Here is a 15,563-nt window from a genome sequence, read left to right as displayed (position 1 = left end):
AACCTGTTTTTACCAGATTCCAAGGACTACTTGAAGGACCAGACTTACCACAGAGATTCCAAGCCAGCAGCAAAAACCTAATAAAAGAGGTTTTTTGCCTGTCCGTATCAGCTTGATTAAATCCGTATTGGTTCCAATGGCTCCCATAGCCATGATAATAAACAGCTTGCTTAAGTCTTTTAATGAACTGACAATACTTACAGGTATAGGAAAAACAGTAGTGATTATGGAAGCCAGCAGGAAAAAGAGTACAAAGGTAGGAAAAACTTTCTGAATGGAGATGGAGCGTTCGGAAGCTTTCTTCTCTTTTCCAGTCCGGTAGCATGCTAAAAACAGGGTGATAGGAATGATGGCCAGGGTTCTGGTCAGTTTTACTATGGTTGCTGCTTCCAGGGTGTTGCTGCCGTGCATGCCATCCCAGGCGGAAGCGGCTGCCGTTACGGAAGAGGTATCGTTAATGGCGGTTCCCGCAAACAGTCCAAAGCCTTCATTGGAAAGTCCCAAAGCAGATCCCAAAGCCGGGAAAAGCAGAGCGGCTATGATATTGAAGAAAAAGATGACGGAAATGGACTGGGCGATCTCACTGTCATCGGCGTCAATAACCGGAGCAGTTGCGGCAATGGCGGAACCTCCGCAGATGGACGAGCCCACGCCGATTAAGATAGAAGTTTTGCCGGGAAGCTTCAATGCCCGGGACAGAATGAATGCAATCACCAGAGACGTGGTGATGGTTGCCAGGATGATCGGTAGGGCTTCCCTTCCCTTTTGAACAACTGTGGCAAGGTTCATGGAGAATCCAAGGACAATCACAGCATATTGCAGGATTTTTTTTGAAGTAAAAGTCACTCCTGGACGTAAAAAATCCTTCCCTTTTACAAAGGGGGCCATTGCCATGCCGATAAGGATCGCAAACACAGGGCCGCCGATGACTGGAAAGGCTTTTCCTAAAAACCATGCGGGAGCGGATATAATAAGGCAGAGTAGAACGCCTGAGGCGTATTTTTTCATGAGTAAAATCCTCCTTTTTGATTTGGCTTTATTATATTTGAAAATAATAATAAAATAAAATTATTTATATTTATAATATCATAAAAGTATGTTATGGTTATTGAAGCAATGAAAGGGGGAATATATCTCATGCTGGACTTTCGGATCGATACTTTTTTAGCGGTGTGCCGTTATATGAACTTTACAAAGGCAGCTAGTGAACTTCATATCACCCAACCTGCGGTATCCCATCATATCCATTATTTAGAGAACCGATATGGAGTCAGATTGTTTGAATACAATGGAAAAAAAGTGAATCTGACGGAGGCGGGAAAAGTCTTTTTATCCGCTGCCATAACCATGAAGGACGATGAACTGCATTTGAAGAAGATCATGGAGCAGCAAACAGGAATAGTCGGAAGGCTGGTGTTTGGTGCTACCATGACTATAGGAGAGTATGTGATGCCAGAAGCACTGACGAGATATCTTCATGTTTATCCTGGGACAAAGGTTCAGATGGTAGTTGGGGATACCAGAGAGCTGCTTGGAAAATTGAATGACGGCGAGATTGAATTTGCTCTGGTGGAGGGATTTTTCCAGAAAAAGGAATACGACTTTCTGGTTTTTACTACAGAGCCGTTTGCGGCTGTTTGTGCACCTGATTATAAGTTTTGCAGGGAGATTATAAAAGTGGAGGATCTTCTTGGGGAAAGACTCTTTATCCGGGAACCTGGCTCCGGAACCAGGTATGTCTTTGAACGTTACCTGGAAGGGAAGAATTTATTGCTCCATGACTTTCCAAATATAATGGAAATCAGCAACATTGGCGCCATGAAGAAAATGGTGGCAAAAGGGCAGGGTGTTACTTTTTTATATGAAGCTGCTGTTAAGGAAGAGTTAGACAGGGGTGTTTTAAAAAGGATTGAATTGGAAGATTTTCAGCTGACCCATGATTTTACATTCATATGGAGAAAGGGAAGTATTTATAAATCCTATTATCAGGAGCTGTTTGATATCCTCCATGGAGAATAAAGGCAGGGGGTGAAAAAAGGTGGAAATTCCCGGAAAATCAAGGTTTTTAAAAGAGACAGGAAAAAATGAAAAAAATTGACAAAAAAGTGTTGACAATTAATACAATTAATATTATACTAATGAAGCAGTCGGGAACGAAAGAAAAAAACAAGCTCCTGACCTAGAAAAGTACTGGGATCTTAGCTCAGCTGGGAGAGCATCTGCCTTACAAGCAGAGGGTCACAGGTTCGAGCCCTGTAGGTCCCATTGATAAGTAAAAACACTTATCTGTAGAATTGAATATGGCGGAATAGCTCAGTTGGCCAGAGCACACGGTTCATACCCGTGGTGTCGAGAGTTCGAATCTCCCTTCCGCTACGATTAAAACCCTGTAATTGAAAAATTACAGGGTTTTTCATATTTCGACAGATGCGGATTCCTTTTTCTATTTTCTTATATTCATTTTTTCTGTTTTATGATATACTTACAAATAGTAAAAGGTGGAGGGATTCCATGTACTATTTTATTGTAAACCCGAACTCACGCGGCGGACGGGGAAGAAACGTTTGGAAAAGATTAGAACAAGTGTTAAAAGCCAGTCATGTGGAATATCAGGCATTTCTTACGGAAAAGCCTGGGGATGCCAATCGGTTTGCCAGGGAACTGACAGAAGGCTGCAGAGAATCAAGCGTTATCATAGGAGTAGGTGGAGACGGAACTGTAAATGAAATCCTGGATGGGCTTTGCTTTTGCGGTTCTGTTACATTTGGGTATATTCCTGCCGGATCCGGTAATGATCTGGCAAGAAGCTTAAAACTTCCTAAGAATCCGGTCCGTTGCTTAAAGAAAATATTGCATCCAAAATATTATAAACTCATGGATTACGGAGTTTTATCTTATGGTGATGGGGAAATAGCCCACCGCCGTTTTATGGTTAGCGCAGGGATTGGAATGGATGCGGCCGTTTGTCATAACATCTTATATTCAAAGTCAAAGGGACTGTTCCGTAAGCTTTGCATTGGGAAGCTCACCTATCTTCTCATAGGAATCAAACAGCTGATTCTTGCCAAGCCCTCAAAAGGTTATATTCTCCTTAACGGGGTCCAGAAGATTGAGTTTGGGCACGCTTATTTTATATCCGTCCACATCCACCCCTACGAGGGCGGCGGTTTTAAATTTGCGCCGGAAGCAAACTTTGAAGATGGACAGTTATCTGTTTGTGTCATGAACAGCGGGAATAAAAGGAAGCTGATCCCTGTGCTGATTCGTGCCCTTATGGGAAGAAAGTCCTTACACAGAGGCGTCAGGTTTTATACCTGCGAGGAGATTATGATTCATATGGATCGTCCAATGGCAGTTCATGTAGATGGAGAAAGCTGTTTTTGTCAAAACGATGTACAGCTTCGTTGTATTGGCAAAAAGTTGCGTATGATTGTATAGAAATGTATATATTATAGAAGAAACACCCTGCGGGTATACCATTATGCCCAAATACCATGGGCAGGAAAGAGGAAAGGGAGAATTATGAGGATTGGACAGGGATATGATGTGCATAAATTAGCAGAAGGAAGAGATTTGATTCTTGGCGGCGTAAAGGTTCCTTATGAAAAGGGACTTCTGGGCCATTCTGACGCAGATGTGCTGGTCCATGCAGTGATAGATGCTCTTTTAGGTGCGGCAGCTCTGGGAGATATCGGAGAACATTTCCCGGATACGGATCCCAAGTATAAAGGAGTGTCAAGCATTGAACTTTTAAAGCACGTAGGCGGACTTTTGGAAGAACAGGGATATGTGATCGAGAACATCGATGCTACGGTCATCGCTCAAAAACCAAAGCTTCTTCCCTATCGGCGGTCTATGGCACAAAACATTGAGGAGGCCTTGAAACTGACCGAAGGAAAGGTCAATGTAAAAGCTACTACAGAAGAAGGACTTGGCTTTACCGGAATGGGAGAGGGGATATCCTCACAGGCCATAGTTCTGTTAACCTCCATGAACGATTACTGTTATGACGACAGGATCATGGCTGCTGATTGCAAAGGCTGCTGCGGAGGCTGCGGGAAATAAGAAGAGGAAAGGAAGAGACTATGAAAATTTATAATACATTATCCAGACAAAAAGAGGAATTCGTTTCCCTGGAGCCTGGAAAGGTTCGGATGTATGTTTGCGGGCCAACGGTTTACAATTATATTCACATTGGAAACGCAAGACCCATCATCGTATTTGATACGGTTCGGAGATATTTTGAATATAAGGGCTATGAGGTAAACTTTGTTTCAAACTTTACCGATATTGATGATAAGATCATTAAAAAGGCCATTGAAGAGGGCGTAGATGCGGACACCATTTCTAAGCGCTATATTGATGAATGCAAAAAGGATATGGAAGGGCTGAATGTAAAGCCGGCAACCAAAAGCCCGTTAGCAACAGAGGAAATATGCGGTATGCTGGAAATGATCCAAAAGCTTGTTGCTTCCGGTCATGCCTATGCGGCGAAAGATGGAACGGTTTATTTCCGTACCAGTTCCTTTGAGGAATATGGAAAGCTGTCCCATAAGAATCTGGATGATCTGCAGTCTGGTTTCCGTGAGATTAAGGTGACCGGTGAAGACGGAAAAGAGGATCCCACCGATTTCGTGCTCTGGAAGCCGAAAAAGGAAGGAGAGCCTTACTGGGAATCTCCATGGTGCGAAGGACGGCCTGGCTGGCATATTGAGTGTTCCGTAATGTCCAGGAAATATCTTGGAGATCAGATCGATATCCATGCAGGAGGAGAAGACTTAATCTTTCCTCATCATGAGAACGAGATCGCCCAGAGTGAGGCTGCCAATGGAAAAGAATTCGCAAAATACTGGATGCACAATGGTTTCTTAAACATTGACAATAAAAAGATGTCCAAGTCTCTGGGCAATTTTTTCACTGTCAGAGAAATCAGTGAAAAATATGACTTACAAGTTCTGCGTTTCTTTATGCTGAGTGCTCATTACAGAAGCCCTATTAATTTCAGCGCCGAATTGATGGAGTCATCAAAGAACGGATTAGAAAGAATTTTAACTGCAATTGATAAATTAAAGGATCTGGAAGCTTCTGCAAAGACAGAAAAATTTCTTGATCATGAAGACAAAAATGCCGTACAGGAGCTGGTTTCTAAATATGAGGCTGCCATGGATGACGACTTTAATACGGCAGATGCCATTTCCGCTGTTTTTGAGCTGGTAAAATTAAGCAATTCCACCACAAATGAAGACAGCTCCAAAGAATATGTAACTTATTTAAAGGAAAGCATCGAAAGGCTGTGCGATGTTCTTGGAATCATTACGGAAAAGGAAGAAGAGATCCTGGATGACGAAATTGAAACCATGATCGCAGGCAGGCAGCAGGCCAGAAAAGACAAGAATTTTGCCCTTGCCGATGAAATCCGCGGAAAACTTTTAGAAAAGGGCATTGTTCTGGAGGACACCAGGGAAGGTGTAAAATGGAAGAGAATATAACATCAGTGGAAGCGTTTTCTGATTTTTTTAAGGATACGTTAAAACTAAAAGAAGTGGATGTGAAAACCTATTCCCCGCTGGCACTCGCCTATATCGGCGATGCGGTTTATGAACTGATCGTGCGGACAAAGGTGATGAACCATGGAAGCACTCAGGTGAATAATATGCATAAGAAGAGTGCAAGGCTGGTGAACGCAGGAGCGCAGGCGGAGATTATCCGCCGGCTTCTTGAAGACGAGGACTTAACTCCGGAAGAGGTGGCAACATACAAGCGGGGACGCAATGCGAAATCTGTGACAACCGCAAAACACGCAACTGTTGCCGATTACAGGACTGCTACCGGATTTGAAGCCCTGTGCGGTTACCTGTATTTAAATGGCAATTTAGACCGTCTGGTCACCCTGGTAGGAAGAGGACTTGAACGAATAGGAGAACTGGAATGATAGAGGAATTTACCATAGAGGGAAGGAATGCCGTGTTGGAGGCATTCCGTTCCGGAAAAACCATTGATAAGCTGTATGTGCAAAAGGGAGTCCAGGATGGCCCCATCCAGTCCATTATCAGGGAAGCAAAAAAGAAAGACACCATCATTAATTTTGTAGAACGAGAGCGCCTGGACCAGATGTCTGAAGAAGGGCATCACCAGGGCGTGATTGCCCATGCTGCAGCTTATGAATATGCAGAGGTGGAAGATATGCTAAAGGCGGCGGAAGAAAAGGGAGAACCTCCTTTCCTCTTTCTGTTAGACGGAATTGAAGACCCTCACAATCTGGGAGCGATCATCCGTACGGCAAATTTAGCAGGAGCCCACGGGGTTATCATCCCTAAGCGCCGGGCTGTTGGTCTTACTGCAACCGTTGCAAAGACATCGGCAGGGGCGCTTAATTATACACCTGTTGCTAAAGTTACCAATCTCACAGCGACCATGGAAGAATTAAAGAAAAAGGGAATGTGGTTTGTCTGTGCCGATATGGATGGAGATGTGATGTACCGGGTTAACTTAAAAGGGCCGATCGGCCTTGTAATCGGCAGCGAAGGAAGCGGCGTAGGAAAATTGATCAAAGAAACCTGTGACATGGTGGCATCCATACCCATGAAGGGGGATATTGATTCTCTAAATGCTTCTGTAGCGGCAGGTGTGCTGGCTTATGAGATTGTAAGACAACGTTTGGGATAATAGATGAGGAGTGATGATCATAAATAAGAATGGTACGGTTATGGCGGCTGCTTGCGCAGCGATCCTGTTTTCTTTTGGCGGATTTGTTTCTGGCAGTAATATTGCTGCGGCAGACAGTACAGAGGAAAGTATTGAGTGGAAGACCGTAGTGAGCATCGAGGATGAAGCAGTTCCTCTTTATTCAAAACCTTCCGGGAGCAATGTGAGAACCCCTCAGGCTCCGGGAACGGTTACCTATGGAAACGGTACGGCATTGGTGGATGCATCAAACGCCAGTCATGGCTATGTGATGGTCCAGTATAGCGGTAATTCATCCAAGATAAAAGTACAGGTCATAAAAAACGGAGGCGAGACTTATTCCTATGATTTAAATGCCAGATCTTCCTATGAGGTATTTCCTCTTACAGAAGGAAACGGAAACTATACGGTCCGGGTTTTAGAACAGGTACAGGGGAACCAGTACGCCATAAAATCCAGCAGCGATATCAAGGTAACACTATCAGATCAGTTTGAGCCGTTTCTATACCCCAATCAGTATGTGAACTTTACTTCCGGAAGTGCGGTGGTAAAAAAGGGGGAGGAGCTTGCGGCTTCCGCACCTGATGCCATTGGTGTAGTCACCAATGTTTATAACTTTGTTGTAAAGAATTTTACCTATGATACGGCACTGGCAAGCTCTGTCCAGTCCGGCTATCTGCCTGATGTAGATCAGGTGCTGTCTCAGAAAAAGGGAATCTGTTTTGATTATGCGGCAGTTATGACTGCCATGCTGCGTTCCCAGAATATCCCCACAAAGCTTGTGGTGGGCTATACAGGCAGCCTTTATCATGCATGGGTCAATGTTTATATTGAAGGCCAGGGCTGGGTGGATAATATCATCTATTTTGACGGATATGACTGGAAGCTTATGGACCCAACATTTGCATCCTCCGGAGGCAGTGATCCGTCCATACAGCAATATATCACAAACAGTTCCAATTATAAGGCGAAATATACATACTAAAGAACTTCATTAAAAGGAGATACGACAGATGAAAATGAAAGCGAAAAAGCGATATTCCGCAAGGGAACTTTCCGCTTTCTGCCTTCAAATATCAATTCTTCTCCATTCGGCGATCCCTCTTGATGAGGGATTGTCTGTTATGGCGGAGGATTCTGTATGGGAGGAAGAGAAACAAATTCTTAAGCAGATGGCAGAAGAGGCTGAGCTTGGGGTTCCTTTCTCAAAAGTACTGGAGAATACAGGCTTTTATCCAGCCTATGTGATTCGGATGGCAAAGCTGGGGGAAGAGACTGGTACCCTGGATCAGATCATGGAGTCATTGGCCGGATATTATGAAAAAGAGCATATCCTCATGAAAAACATCAGGAATGCAGTTACATACCCCATCATCATGATTTTCATGCTTCTGGTGGTTCTTCTGGTTTTGTTTGCCAAAGTTATGCCCATATTTGAACAGGTATACCAACAGCTGGGGGCAGAGATGTCGCCGGTTTCTCTTGCTGCAACAAGGCTTGGAGGCGTATTCTGTGCAGTTGCCCTGGTACTTGGGATTCTTTTGACCCTCGCTGCTGTCCTGGTGTGGCTTCTTGGCAGGAAGGGGAAAAAGCTTCTGGTTGCGGAGCGGCTGATCCACTGGATAAAAAAAAGGAGCCGCATGGCTCTTGCAATATCCAAGCGGCGCTTTACCGCGGTCCTTGCACTGACTCTTCACAGCGGACTGGAGCTGGAAAAGGGGATGGAGCTGGCTGGGCAGCTGGTTGAGAATCAGGCAGTGGAAGAAAAGATCAGGCAGTGCGCAAAAGAGCTTGAGGATGGAACCGATTATTATACCGCTATGAAGAATACCGGGTTGTTTAACGGCTTCTATGCGCAGATGATAAAGGTAGGTACCAGAAGCGGACAACTGGATCGGGTTATGGATGAAATATCCAAAAGCTATGAAGACGAAGCAGACACGGCCATGGAACATATGGTCAACCGGTTTGAACCTACGGTGGTGGCAGTGCTTGCCGTTGCAGTGGGGCTGGTGCTTCTTTCCGTCATGCTTCCCCTTGTCAGTGTCTTATCGGCGATCGGATAGGGGGCGGCTTGATGATGAAAAGGAAACAGTCTCCCGGGGAGGTCTTTGGTCAGCTGTTCTCTTTGCTGGCTTTTGCATGTGCGGTTGCTCTTTTTGTTTCAGGGACTCTCTTCTTTTCGAGACAAGCCGATGCAAAGGGAGCTGATACCCTTCGGGATGCCATACGCAGGACTTCGGTGCAGTGCTATGCCATTGAGGGAAGATATCCGCCAAACGTGGAATATCTGGAAGAAAATTATGGGATTCAGATTGACAGAAACCGGTATGATGTTTTTTACAGCGGCTTTGCTTCAAACTTTATGCCGGATATTACGGTCAATCCCCATGAACGATAACCGGGAGGTGGGCAAGTGAGCGGAAAAGAATATCAGAGAGGTCAGATGGCCAATGCTCTGTTTACCATACTGCTGTTTCTTGTATTTGTGCTCTGCGCTTTATTCTCGGTGCTCATCGGAGGCAAAGTCTATGAGAATATCAATGCCAGAGCGGAGAATACCTATCAAAAGGATATAGCCTTAAGTTACATAGCCAATAAGGTGAGGCAAGGGGATGAAAACGGCCGGGTTTCTCTTACAGAGATGGCCGGGATCTCTGTCCTTAAGCTGGAACAGGAGATACAGGATTCGGTTTATATGACCCTTATTTATTACCAGGATGGCAGGCTGTGGGAGTTATTTACAGACGAAGAAAGCGGACTGGGAGTTGGAGACGGAAATGAGATTCTGGAATGCAGCCCGGTTTCCATGGAGATAGAGGGAAGGCTTCTGCATATAAAAACGGAGATGGAAGGCGGAGGCAGCCTCTGGCTTTCCTTAAGAAGCGGAGGGGCGGATGATGAATAGGAAACACCCCTCAGGCGTATTTATGATGGAGATGATTGCCGTTGTTTTTTTCTTTATCCTTTGCGCTGGCATCTGTATAAAAACATTTGTAAAAGCGGATGTTATGAGCCGGGAGGCAGCGGATTTAAACCAGGGCGTTCTGATCGCCCAAAGTGTAGCAGAGGTCTGGAAAGCAGAGGGTCCGGAGGGACTTGAAAAAAAGTTTCAGGCTTATGGGCAGGAGGAAGAATCCGACGGCTATACAATGGGCTTTGATCAGTCCGGCAATCCTTGTGAAAAAGAGAGGACTGTTTTTGATGTAAGGGCAGACATAACCGGGCCGGGACATATGGAAGTGACCGTAAGCAAAAACGGGAAAAGAGTCTATACCCTTACAGTGACCAGACATGAAACGCAACAGTAACGGAGGTGAAACCATGGCAAAACAGGAGAATGGATACAAGGCCAATTTAGGCAGCCCTTCCCTTATCCTCATATTCATTGTCATGTGCCTGATAACCTTTGGGATGCTTTCCCTTAGCACAGCCAAAAGTGAGCACAATCTGGCAGAACGCAATGCTTCTGCTGTGACAGAGTACTACCGGGCTGACGGGGAGGGAGAGGCCTTTTACCAGATGGTTTTAAAACGTGCGGCGAAAGTCCGGGAAATGAGCCAGGATCCCCAGGAGCGGAAACGGCTTTTGTCACAGGAATTTGGTGATGCCTATGAACCGGATAAAGGAACCGTGACAGTCAATATCCCCATGGAACGGTCCCAAGCCCTTAATATAGTACTGGTTTTCCCTCCGGAGGGGAAGGAAGATATCCAGATATCAAAGTGGAAGGTAATTCAGACAGAGGATTACGAAATTGATCATTCCATGCCGGTGTGGACAGGCGGGGAAACTAAGAATCAGGAGACTGTGAGATGAAAGTAAAAGATTTGTTAAGTGCTGCCGTGTCGCAGAAGGCATCGGATATCTTTTTGGTGCCAGGCATGCCGTTTTCCTATAAAATAGGAAGCAGGATCATAAATCAGAATGAAGAAAAGCTATCTCCGGCTCAAATGGAGACATTGATCACGGAATTGTATGAGCTGGCAGGAAACAGAACCATGGATAAGGTGCGGGAGCACGGAGATGACGATTTTTCCTTTGCTCTTCCCGGGGTTTCCAGATTTCGCTCCAGCGTATTCCGCCAGAGAGGTTCCCTTGCAGCGGTGATCCGGGTGGTGACCTTTGAACTGCCTGATTACAGAACGCTTCATATTCCTGAGGTTGTCATGGATATTGCCAGGATGACAAAGGGATTTGTCCTGGTCACAGGGCCGGCAGGAAGTGGTAAGACGACCACCCTTGCCTGCATCATTGACAAGATCAATAATACTCGCAATTCCCATGTGATCACCCTGGAAGATCCTCTGGAATATCTGCACCGCCATAAGAAGAGCGTGGTAACTCAGAGAGAGGTAACCACAGACACGGACAGCTATGTGACCGGCCTTCGGGCGGCACTGCGCCAGGCTCCGGATGTGATCCTTGTGGGTGAGATGAGGGATTATGAAACCATACGGATCGCCATGACAGCAGCGGAAACCGGTCATCTGGTGATTTCAAGCTTACATACGGTGGGAGCGGCCAATACCATTGACCGCATCATTGATAACTTCCCGCCAAACCAACAGCAGCAGATCCGGATGCAGCTTTCCATGGTCGTTCAGGCCGTGGTCTCCCAGCAGCTGATTCCTGCTGTAGATGGAAGTGTCTATCCGGCATTTGAAATAATGTTTTTTAACAATGCAATCAGGAATATGATCCGTGAGTCCAAAACCCATCAGATCGATTCTGTGATCGCCACCGGCCAGGGAGAAGGTATGATTTCCATGGATACCAGTCTTTTGAATTTATATAAAGAAGGAAAGATCACCAGGGAAAACGCTGTCATTTACAGCAGCAACAGTGAATTAATGGCAAAAAAAATAGATCGGGGACTGTAGGAGTGCATAGTTTGCATTTCATACAGATACACTATCTTTAACAATAAGAGGAGTGTGGCCGGATTATGAGAACAGATAAAAGAAAGATTGTATTAGTTGGTACAGGCATGGTTGGAATGAGCTATGCCTATTCCCTTTTAAACCAGGGAGTCTGCGACGAACTGATTTTAATCGACATCAACCGGAAAAGGGCGGAGGGCGAGGCAATGGACTTAAATCATGGTCTTGCTTTTTCTGCATCCCATATGAAGATTTATACAGGAGAATACAAAGACTGCTCGGATGCAGATATTGTCGTGATTTGTGCGGGAGTAGCCCAAAAGTCCGGGGAGACAAGGCTTGATTTGCTAAAGCGCAATGCAGCAGTATTCCAGTCCATTGTTCGTCCAGTAACGGAATCAGGCTTTAACGGGGTTTTCCTGGTAGCTACCAATCCGGTGGATATTATGACGAGAATTACCTATTCGTTGTCAGGCTTTAATCCCAAGCGGGTGATTGGAAGCGGTACGACTCTGGATACGGCCAGGCTCCGGTACCTGTTAGGAGATTCCCTGCGGGTGGATCCAAGGAATGTCCATGCCTATGTCATGGGTGAGCACGGAGACAGCGAGTTTGTGCCCTGGAGCCAGGCCATGATTGCTACAAAGCCCATCCTGTCCCTTTGCGAAGAGGAGGGCGTGGTATGCAGGGGGGAACTGGAACGGATCGAAGACGAGGTCCGTGGAGCAGCATACCGGATCATTGAGGCTAAGCAGGCCACCTATTATGGGATCGGCATGGCTCTCACCAGAATCACCAGGGCTATCCTTGGAGATGAGAACAGTGTTTTTACGGTATCAGCCATGCTGAAGGGTGAATACGGGCAGTCCGATGTATACGCAGGAGTACCCTGTATTATCAATAAAAACGGGATTCAGAGAATCATTTCCCTGTCGTTAACGGATGATGAAATGAAGCAGTTTCAACATTCATGTGATACCCTTCGGGAAAGTTTTGAAGGCGTTTTATAAAGAAGTGCGGAAGAGAATAGGAAACAAATCGTAAGCCGGTTTCCTGCTTTCTTCCGGTTCCGGAGATCCTGACATAAGAATGGATTTTATGGTAAAAATCTGAAATTTTTGCTATTTTATGTATTTTAGTAAAAAATTAAAATAAACGTTGACAAACAGATTTCTCCATGCTATGATATACGAGGTTCAGCGATGAACGAAAAAAGATGCTGATGTGGCACAGGTGGTAGCGCACCTCATTGGTAGTGAGGAGGTCACGGGTCCGAGTCCCGTCATCAGCTCTGAAAACAAACGGGAAGTCTTAATAAAGAGGCTTCCCGTTTTTGTCATATACAGAGGTTGAAAGTAAGACATCTTTCAGCATTAAGCTTGTAAACAGCATACACAAATTGATGAAAAGGAGGCACATGATATGGCGAAACATAAAAAGAAACCCAAAAGTCTTTGGTCCATATTCTTTCGGCCAATTAAAGTCATTCTTTTCGTATTTCTGGGAGTCATGGTTTTGGGATGCCTTGCCGGCGGCATTGTATTCTTAAAATTTCAGAATGAAATTATGACCTGCAAAGAAAAAGCAGATGTCATTATAAGCAATACGGTCAAGACTGATTTTTCCCAGCCAACGGATACGAGAATATATGATTCTGCCGGAACCCTGATCGGAACCATCAATTCCGGTCACTATGAATATGTCCCGATTTCAGGGATCAGCAAGAACCTTCAGAATGCCTATATTGCACAGGAGGACAGAAGGTTTTATAAGCATCATGGCATCGACTACAAGGGGTTAATGCGTGCTGGTGTGGTATACTTAAAAAACAAAGGCAAAGCCACCCAGGGAGGAAGTACCATCACCCAGCAGGTGATTAAGAATACTTATCTGACCCAGGAGAAGACGATCCAGAGAAAGCTGACCGAATTTTTCGCGGCGCCCCGAATGGAGGATAAGTACTCCAAGTCGGACATCCTGGAGTTTTACTGCAACACCAACTTCTTTGCCAACCGGTGTTACGGCGTATCGGAGGCCAGCCGCTATTATTTTGATAAGGAAGCAAAGGATTTAACCGTGTGGGAGGCGGCAACCTTAGCGGGCATCAGCAACAATCCGTCAAGGTATGATCCGGTGGCCCATCCGGAAAATGCAACCTGGAAGAGAAACCAGATCATTGATAATATGGCTCTCTGTAATTTTATTACGGAAGAGGAAAAGGAAAACGCCAAGGCTCAGCCTTTGACCGTTGCGAAGATCTATGAGCCGGGAACAAAGGAAAATTATCTGACAAGCTATGCCATTCACTGTGCTGCTTTGGAATTAATGAAGAACGATGATTTTGTTTTCCAGTATGTTTTTAATAACCAGGCTTCTTACGATTCATATAGAGAGCAGTACCAGGAGCTTTATCAGGCAAAGAGCGATATGATCCGAAACGGAGGCTTTGAAATACATACCAGCCTGGAGACATCGATCCAGAATTCCCTGCAGGAGATTATAGACAACCGGCTGAAAGGTTTTAAGGATCTGCAGGAGAATGGGAAATTTGCCTTACAAGGGGCAGCGGTATGCATTGACAACCAGACCGGATATGTGGTGGCCATTGTGGGCGGCCGGGGTACGGATGATGAGTACAACCGGGGATTCTTAAGTAAGCGCCAGCCAGGATCTACCATAAAACCGCTGATCGATTATGCTCCTGCCTTTGAAACCGGATATTATTATCCCTCCAGACTGGTGAATGACCATCTGTTTGATAAAGGACCCAAAAACAGCGGAGGAAACTATTTTGGCAATATATCCGTGAGAGAGGCATTGAACCGAAGCTTAAATACGGTGGCCTGGCAGGTGTTAGGAGACATTGGCGTTGACAAAGGCATCAGCTATCTTGGCAAGATGCATTTTGCAGGCATCAGCTATATGGATAACGGAAACAGCAGCATGAGCATTGGAGGCTTTACGGAAGGTGCCAGAGTAGTGGATATGGCAAGGGGATATTCCGTTTTAGCAAACAAAGGGTTATACAGCAATAAAACATGTATCGTCAGCTTAGAAAGCCAGTATGACGGTGAAATATACAATGGAAACCAGGCGGATGAAAGAATATTTACGGAAGATACCGCTTATATGATCACCGATGTGTTAAAGGGTACCCTGGATAAGCCTTATGGTACAGGGAATGGCCTGGGACTTGGCGTTCCGGCTGCCGGAAAGACCGGAACCACCAACAGCAATAAGGACACCTGGTTTTGCGGGTATACAAAGCATTACACAACAGCAGTCTGGGTAGGATATGACACTCCAAAGGCCATGCCCGGAGTTTACGGTAAAACCTATTCCGGAAAGATCTGGCAGGAATTTATGACCGGGATAAACAATGGGCTTCCGGTTATGGATTGGGATATGCCGGCAACGGTTTCCCTTAAGAATGTGGATTCCACAGGGGAAAAGACCGACGCTGAAACAGGAAGGAAGGATCTGTTTTCTTCAGTCGCAGAACAAACGGCCAAAGCCAACGGAAGTAAGTGGAAGGAAGAGGAAGATCGTAAAAAGGTGGAGGCCCAGGCCCAAAGAGATTTAGAGTCTTCCCAGGCAGCCAAACAGGCGGTGGAACAGACAGTTTCTTCTCTCCAGTCTCTGATCGGGGAACTATCTGCACTGACTCACCGGGACAGTTCTACAGAGGAAACCATAAACACTGCCTACGGACTCTTAGACCAGCTGGTTGGCACCGAATATTATGATGGATTAAAAACACAGCTTGATGAGGCGGCAAACCATGCCGCATACTTACCCAAGCAGGAAGATTCAACCAGCAAGCCCCAGGAGATCGGTCCGGGAGTCACCAAGCCGAAAGAAACGGTTCCCCCGGTATTTCCGGGAGATATGGATTCCGATGAGGATTATTTTCCCGGCTTTGGCCCAGGTGGCCCTGATTCCGATGTACAGTCAGTGGGGCCTGGTATGGAATAAGAGAGAAGTGCCGGTTAGGGC

General features: G+C 45.6%; 16 protein-coding genes and 3 tRNA genes. 18 read left to right on the top strand and 1 reads right to left on the bottom strand.

Annotated elements, in window-relative coordinates:
• Nucleotides 1–9: 9 nt before the first annotated feature.
• Nucleotides 10–1,017 (bottom strand): YeiH family protein, encoded by a 1,008-nt coding sequence (locus tag ACHZES_RS07515; RefSeq protein WP_395548462.1) that lies wholly within the window; start codon nt 1,015–1,017, stop codon nt 10–12.
• 120 nt (nt 1,018–1,137) lie between these two features.
• Here ACHZES_RS07515 and ACHZES_RS07510 point away from each other — a divergent pair, with 120 nt between their 5' ends.
• The 18 genes from ACHZES_RS07510 to ACHZES_RS07425 all read left to right on the top strand — a co-directional run bounded on the left by ACHZES_RS07510 (nt 1,138) and on the right by ACHZES_RS07425 (nt 15,542).
• Nucleotides 1,138–2,019, top strand: a complete 882-nt coding sequence (locus tag ACHZES_RS07510) for a LysR substrate-binding domain-containing protein (RefSeq protein WP_395548464.1) — start codon at nt 1,138–1,140, stop codon at nt 2,017–2,019.
• A gap of 173 nt (nt 2,020–2,192) precedes the next feature.
• Nucleotides 2,193–2,265, top strand: a tRNA-Val gene (locus ACHZES_RS07505).
• A 37-nt stretch (nt 2,266–2,302) separates the two neighbouring features.
• Nucleotides 2,303–2,376 (top strand) — tRNA-Met (locus tag ACHZES_RS07500).
• A 135-nt stretch (nt 2,377–2,511) separates the two neighbouring features.
• Complete coding sequence (locus ACHZES_RS07495) at nt 2,512–3,438, top strand: diacylglycerol kinase family protein (protein WP_154521649.1); 927 nt, start codon at nt 2,512–2,514, stop codon at nt 3,436–3,438.
• An 84-nt stretch (nt 3,439–3,522) separates the two neighbouring features.
• Nucleotides 3,523–4,065 (top strand): 2-C-methyl-D-erythritol 2,4-cyclodiphosphate synthase, encoded by a 543-nt coding sequence (ispF, locus tag ACHZES_RS07490; RefSeq protein WP_038278868.1) that lies wholly within the window; start codon nt 3,523–3,525, stop codon nt 4,063–4,065.
• A gap of 20 nt (nt 4,066–4,085) precedes the next feature.
• Nucleotides 4,086–5,489, top strand: coding sequence for a cysteine--tRNA ligase (gene cysS, locus ACHZES_RS07485; RefSeq protein ID WP_395548382.1), 1,404 nt, complete (start codon nt 4,086–4,088; stop codon nt 5,487–5,489).
• A complete protein-coding gene (locus tag ACHZES_RS07480) occupies nt 5,474–5,932 on the top strand; it encodes a Mini-ribonuclease 3 (protein WP_038278866.1) in 459 nt (152 codons plus the stop codon). Before cysS ends, ACHZES_RS07480 begins: the two co-directional genes overlap by 16 nt.
• A complete protein-coding gene (gene rlmB, locus ACHZES_RS07475) occupies nt 5,929–6,666 on the top strand; it encodes a 23S rRNA (guanosine(2251)-2'-O)-methyltransferase RlmB (protein ID WP_038278864.1) in 738 nt (245 codons plus the stop codon). Before ACHZES_RS07480 ends, rlmB begins: the two co-directional genes overlap by 4 nt.
• A gap of 19 nt (nt 6,667–6,685) precedes the next feature.
• Nucleotides 6,686–7,669, top strand: coding sequence for a transglutaminase family protein (locus ACHZES_RS07470; protein WP_395548466.1), 984 nt, complete (start codon nt 6,686–6,688; stop codon nt 7,667–7,669).
• A 28-nt stretch (nt 7,670–7,697) separates the two neighbouring features.
• The gene (locus ACHZES_RS07465) at nt 7,698–8,750 is read left to right on the top strand and encodes a type II secretion system F family protein (protein ID WP_395548383.1); all 1,053 of its coding nucleotides are present in this window, start codon (nt 7,698–7,700) and stop codon (nt 8,748–8,750) included.
• 14 nt (nt 8,751–8,764) lie between these two features.
• The gene (locus ACHZES_RS07460; RefSeq protein ID WP_038279310.1) at nt 8,765–9,085 is read left to right on the top strand and encodes a hypothetical protein; all 321 of its coding nucleotides are present in this window, start codon (nt 8,765–8,767) and stop codon (nt 9,083–9,085) included.
• 15 nt (nt 9,086–9,100) lie between these two features.
• Nucleotides 9,101–9,592, top strand: a complete 492-nt coding sequence (locus ACHZES_RS07455) for a DUF4860 domain-containing protein (protein WP_395548384.1) — start codon at nt 9,101–9,103, stop codon at nt 9,590–9,592.
• Complete coding sequence (locus tag ACHZES_RS07450; RefSeq protein WP_330372848.1) at nt 9,582–9,995, top strand: hypothetical protein; 414 nt, start codon at nt 9,582–9,584, stop codon at nt 9,993–9,995. The genes ACHZES_RS07455 and ACHZES_RS07450 overlap by 11 nt, the downstream gene beginning before the upstream one ends.
• A gap of 13 nt (nt 9,996–10,008) precedes the next feature.
• A complete protein-coding gene (locus ACHZES_RS07445) occupies nt 10,009–10,503 on the top strand; it encodes a short-chain dehydrogenase (RefSeq protein WP_395548385.1) in 495 nt (164 codons plus the stop codon).
• On the top strand, nt 10,500–11,567 hold the full coding sequence (locus ACHZES_RS07440) for a type IV pilus twitching motility protein PilT (RefSeq protein WP_038278855.1): 1,068 nt from the start codon (nt 10,500–10,502) through the stop codon (nt 11,565–11,567). Before ACHZES_RS07445 ends, ACHZES_RS07440 begins: the two co-directional genes overlap by 4 nt.
• A gap of 65 nt (nt 11,568–11,632) precedes the next feature.
• The gene (locus ACHZES_RS07435; RefSeq protein WP_395548387.1) at nt 11,633–12,577 is read left to right on the top strand and encodes an L-lactate dehydrogenase; all 945 of its coding nucleotides are present in this window, start codon (nt 11,633–11,635) and stop codon (nt 12,575–12,577) included.
• A gap of 208 nt (nt 12,578–12,785) precedes the next feature.
• A tRNA-Thr gene (locus ACHZES_RS07430) sits at nt 12,786–12,858 on the top strand.
• 131 nt (nt 12,859–12,989) lie between these two features.
• Nucleotides 12,990–15,542 carry a transglycosylase domain-containing protein gene (locus ACHZES_RS07425; RefSeq protein ID WP_154521634.1) on the top strand — a complete coding sequence of 851 codons (2,553 nt, stop codon included), beginning with the start codon at nt 12,990–12,992 and terminating at the stop codon, nt 15,540–15,542.
• Nucleotides 15,543–15,563 lie beyond the last annotated feature (21 nt).

The sequence above is a fragment of the Lacrimispora sanguinis genome, assembly GCF_044987295.1.
GTDB classification, from domain to species: domain Bacteria; phylum Bacillota; class Clostridia; order Lachnospirales; family Lachnospiraceae; genus Lacrimispora; species Lacrimispora celerecrescens_B.
Note: the sequence above shows the minus strand (reverse complement) of the source record. Positions and strands in the feature narration are given on the sequence as shown.

Coding starts and splice junctions, on each gene's coding strand:
- ACHZES_RS07445 (WP_395548385.1), top strand. CDS start 10,009: ATGGCAAAACAGGAGAATGGATACAAGGCCAATTTAGGCAGCCCTTCC.
- ACHZES_RS07460 (WP_038279310.1), top strand. CDS start 8,765: ATGAAAAGGAAACAGTCTCCCGGGGAGGTCTTTGGTCAGCTGTTCTCT.
- rlmB (WP_038278864.1), top strand. CDS start 5,929: ATGATAGAGGAATTTACCATAGAGGGAAGGAATGCCGTGTTGGAGGCA.
- ACHZES_RS07465 (WP_395548383.1), top strand. CDS start 7,698: ATGAAAATGAAAGCGAAAAAGCGATATTCCGCAAGGGAACTTTCCGCT.
- ACHZES_RS07440 (WP_038278855.1), top strand. CDS start 10,500: ATGAAAGTAAAAGATTTGTTAAGTGCTGCCGTGTCGCAGAAGGCATCG.
- ACHZES_RS07510 (WP_395548464.1), top strand. CDS start 1,138: ATGCTGGACTTTCGGATCGATACTTTTTTAGCGGTGTGCCGTTATATG.
- ispF (WP_038278868.1), top strand. CDS start 3,523: ATGAGGATTGGACAGGGATATGATGTGCATAAATTAGCAGAAGGAAGA.
- cysS (WP_395548382.1), top strand. CDS start 4,086: ATGAAAATTTATAATACATTATCCAGACAAAAAGAGGAATTCGTTTCC.
- ACHZES_RS07425 (WP_154521634.1), top strand. CDS start 12,990: ATGGCGAAACATAAAAAGAAACCCAAAAGTCTTTGGTCCATATTCTTT.
- ACHZES_RS07480 (WP_038278866.1), top strand. CDS start 5,474: ATGGAAGAGAATATAACATCAGTGGAAGCGTTTTCTGATTTTTTTAAG.
- ACHZES_RS07435 (WP_395548387.1), top strand. CDS start 11,633: ATGAGAACAGATAAAAGAAAGATTGTATTAGTTGGTACAGGCATGGTT.
- ACHZES_RS07495 (WP_154521649.1), top strand. CDS start 2,512: ATGTACTATTTTATTGTAAACCCGAACTCACGCGGCGGACGGGGAAGA.
- ACHZES_RS07450 (WP_330372848.1), top strand. CDS start 9,582: ATGATGAATAGGAAACACCCCTCAGGCGTATTTATGATGGAGATGATT.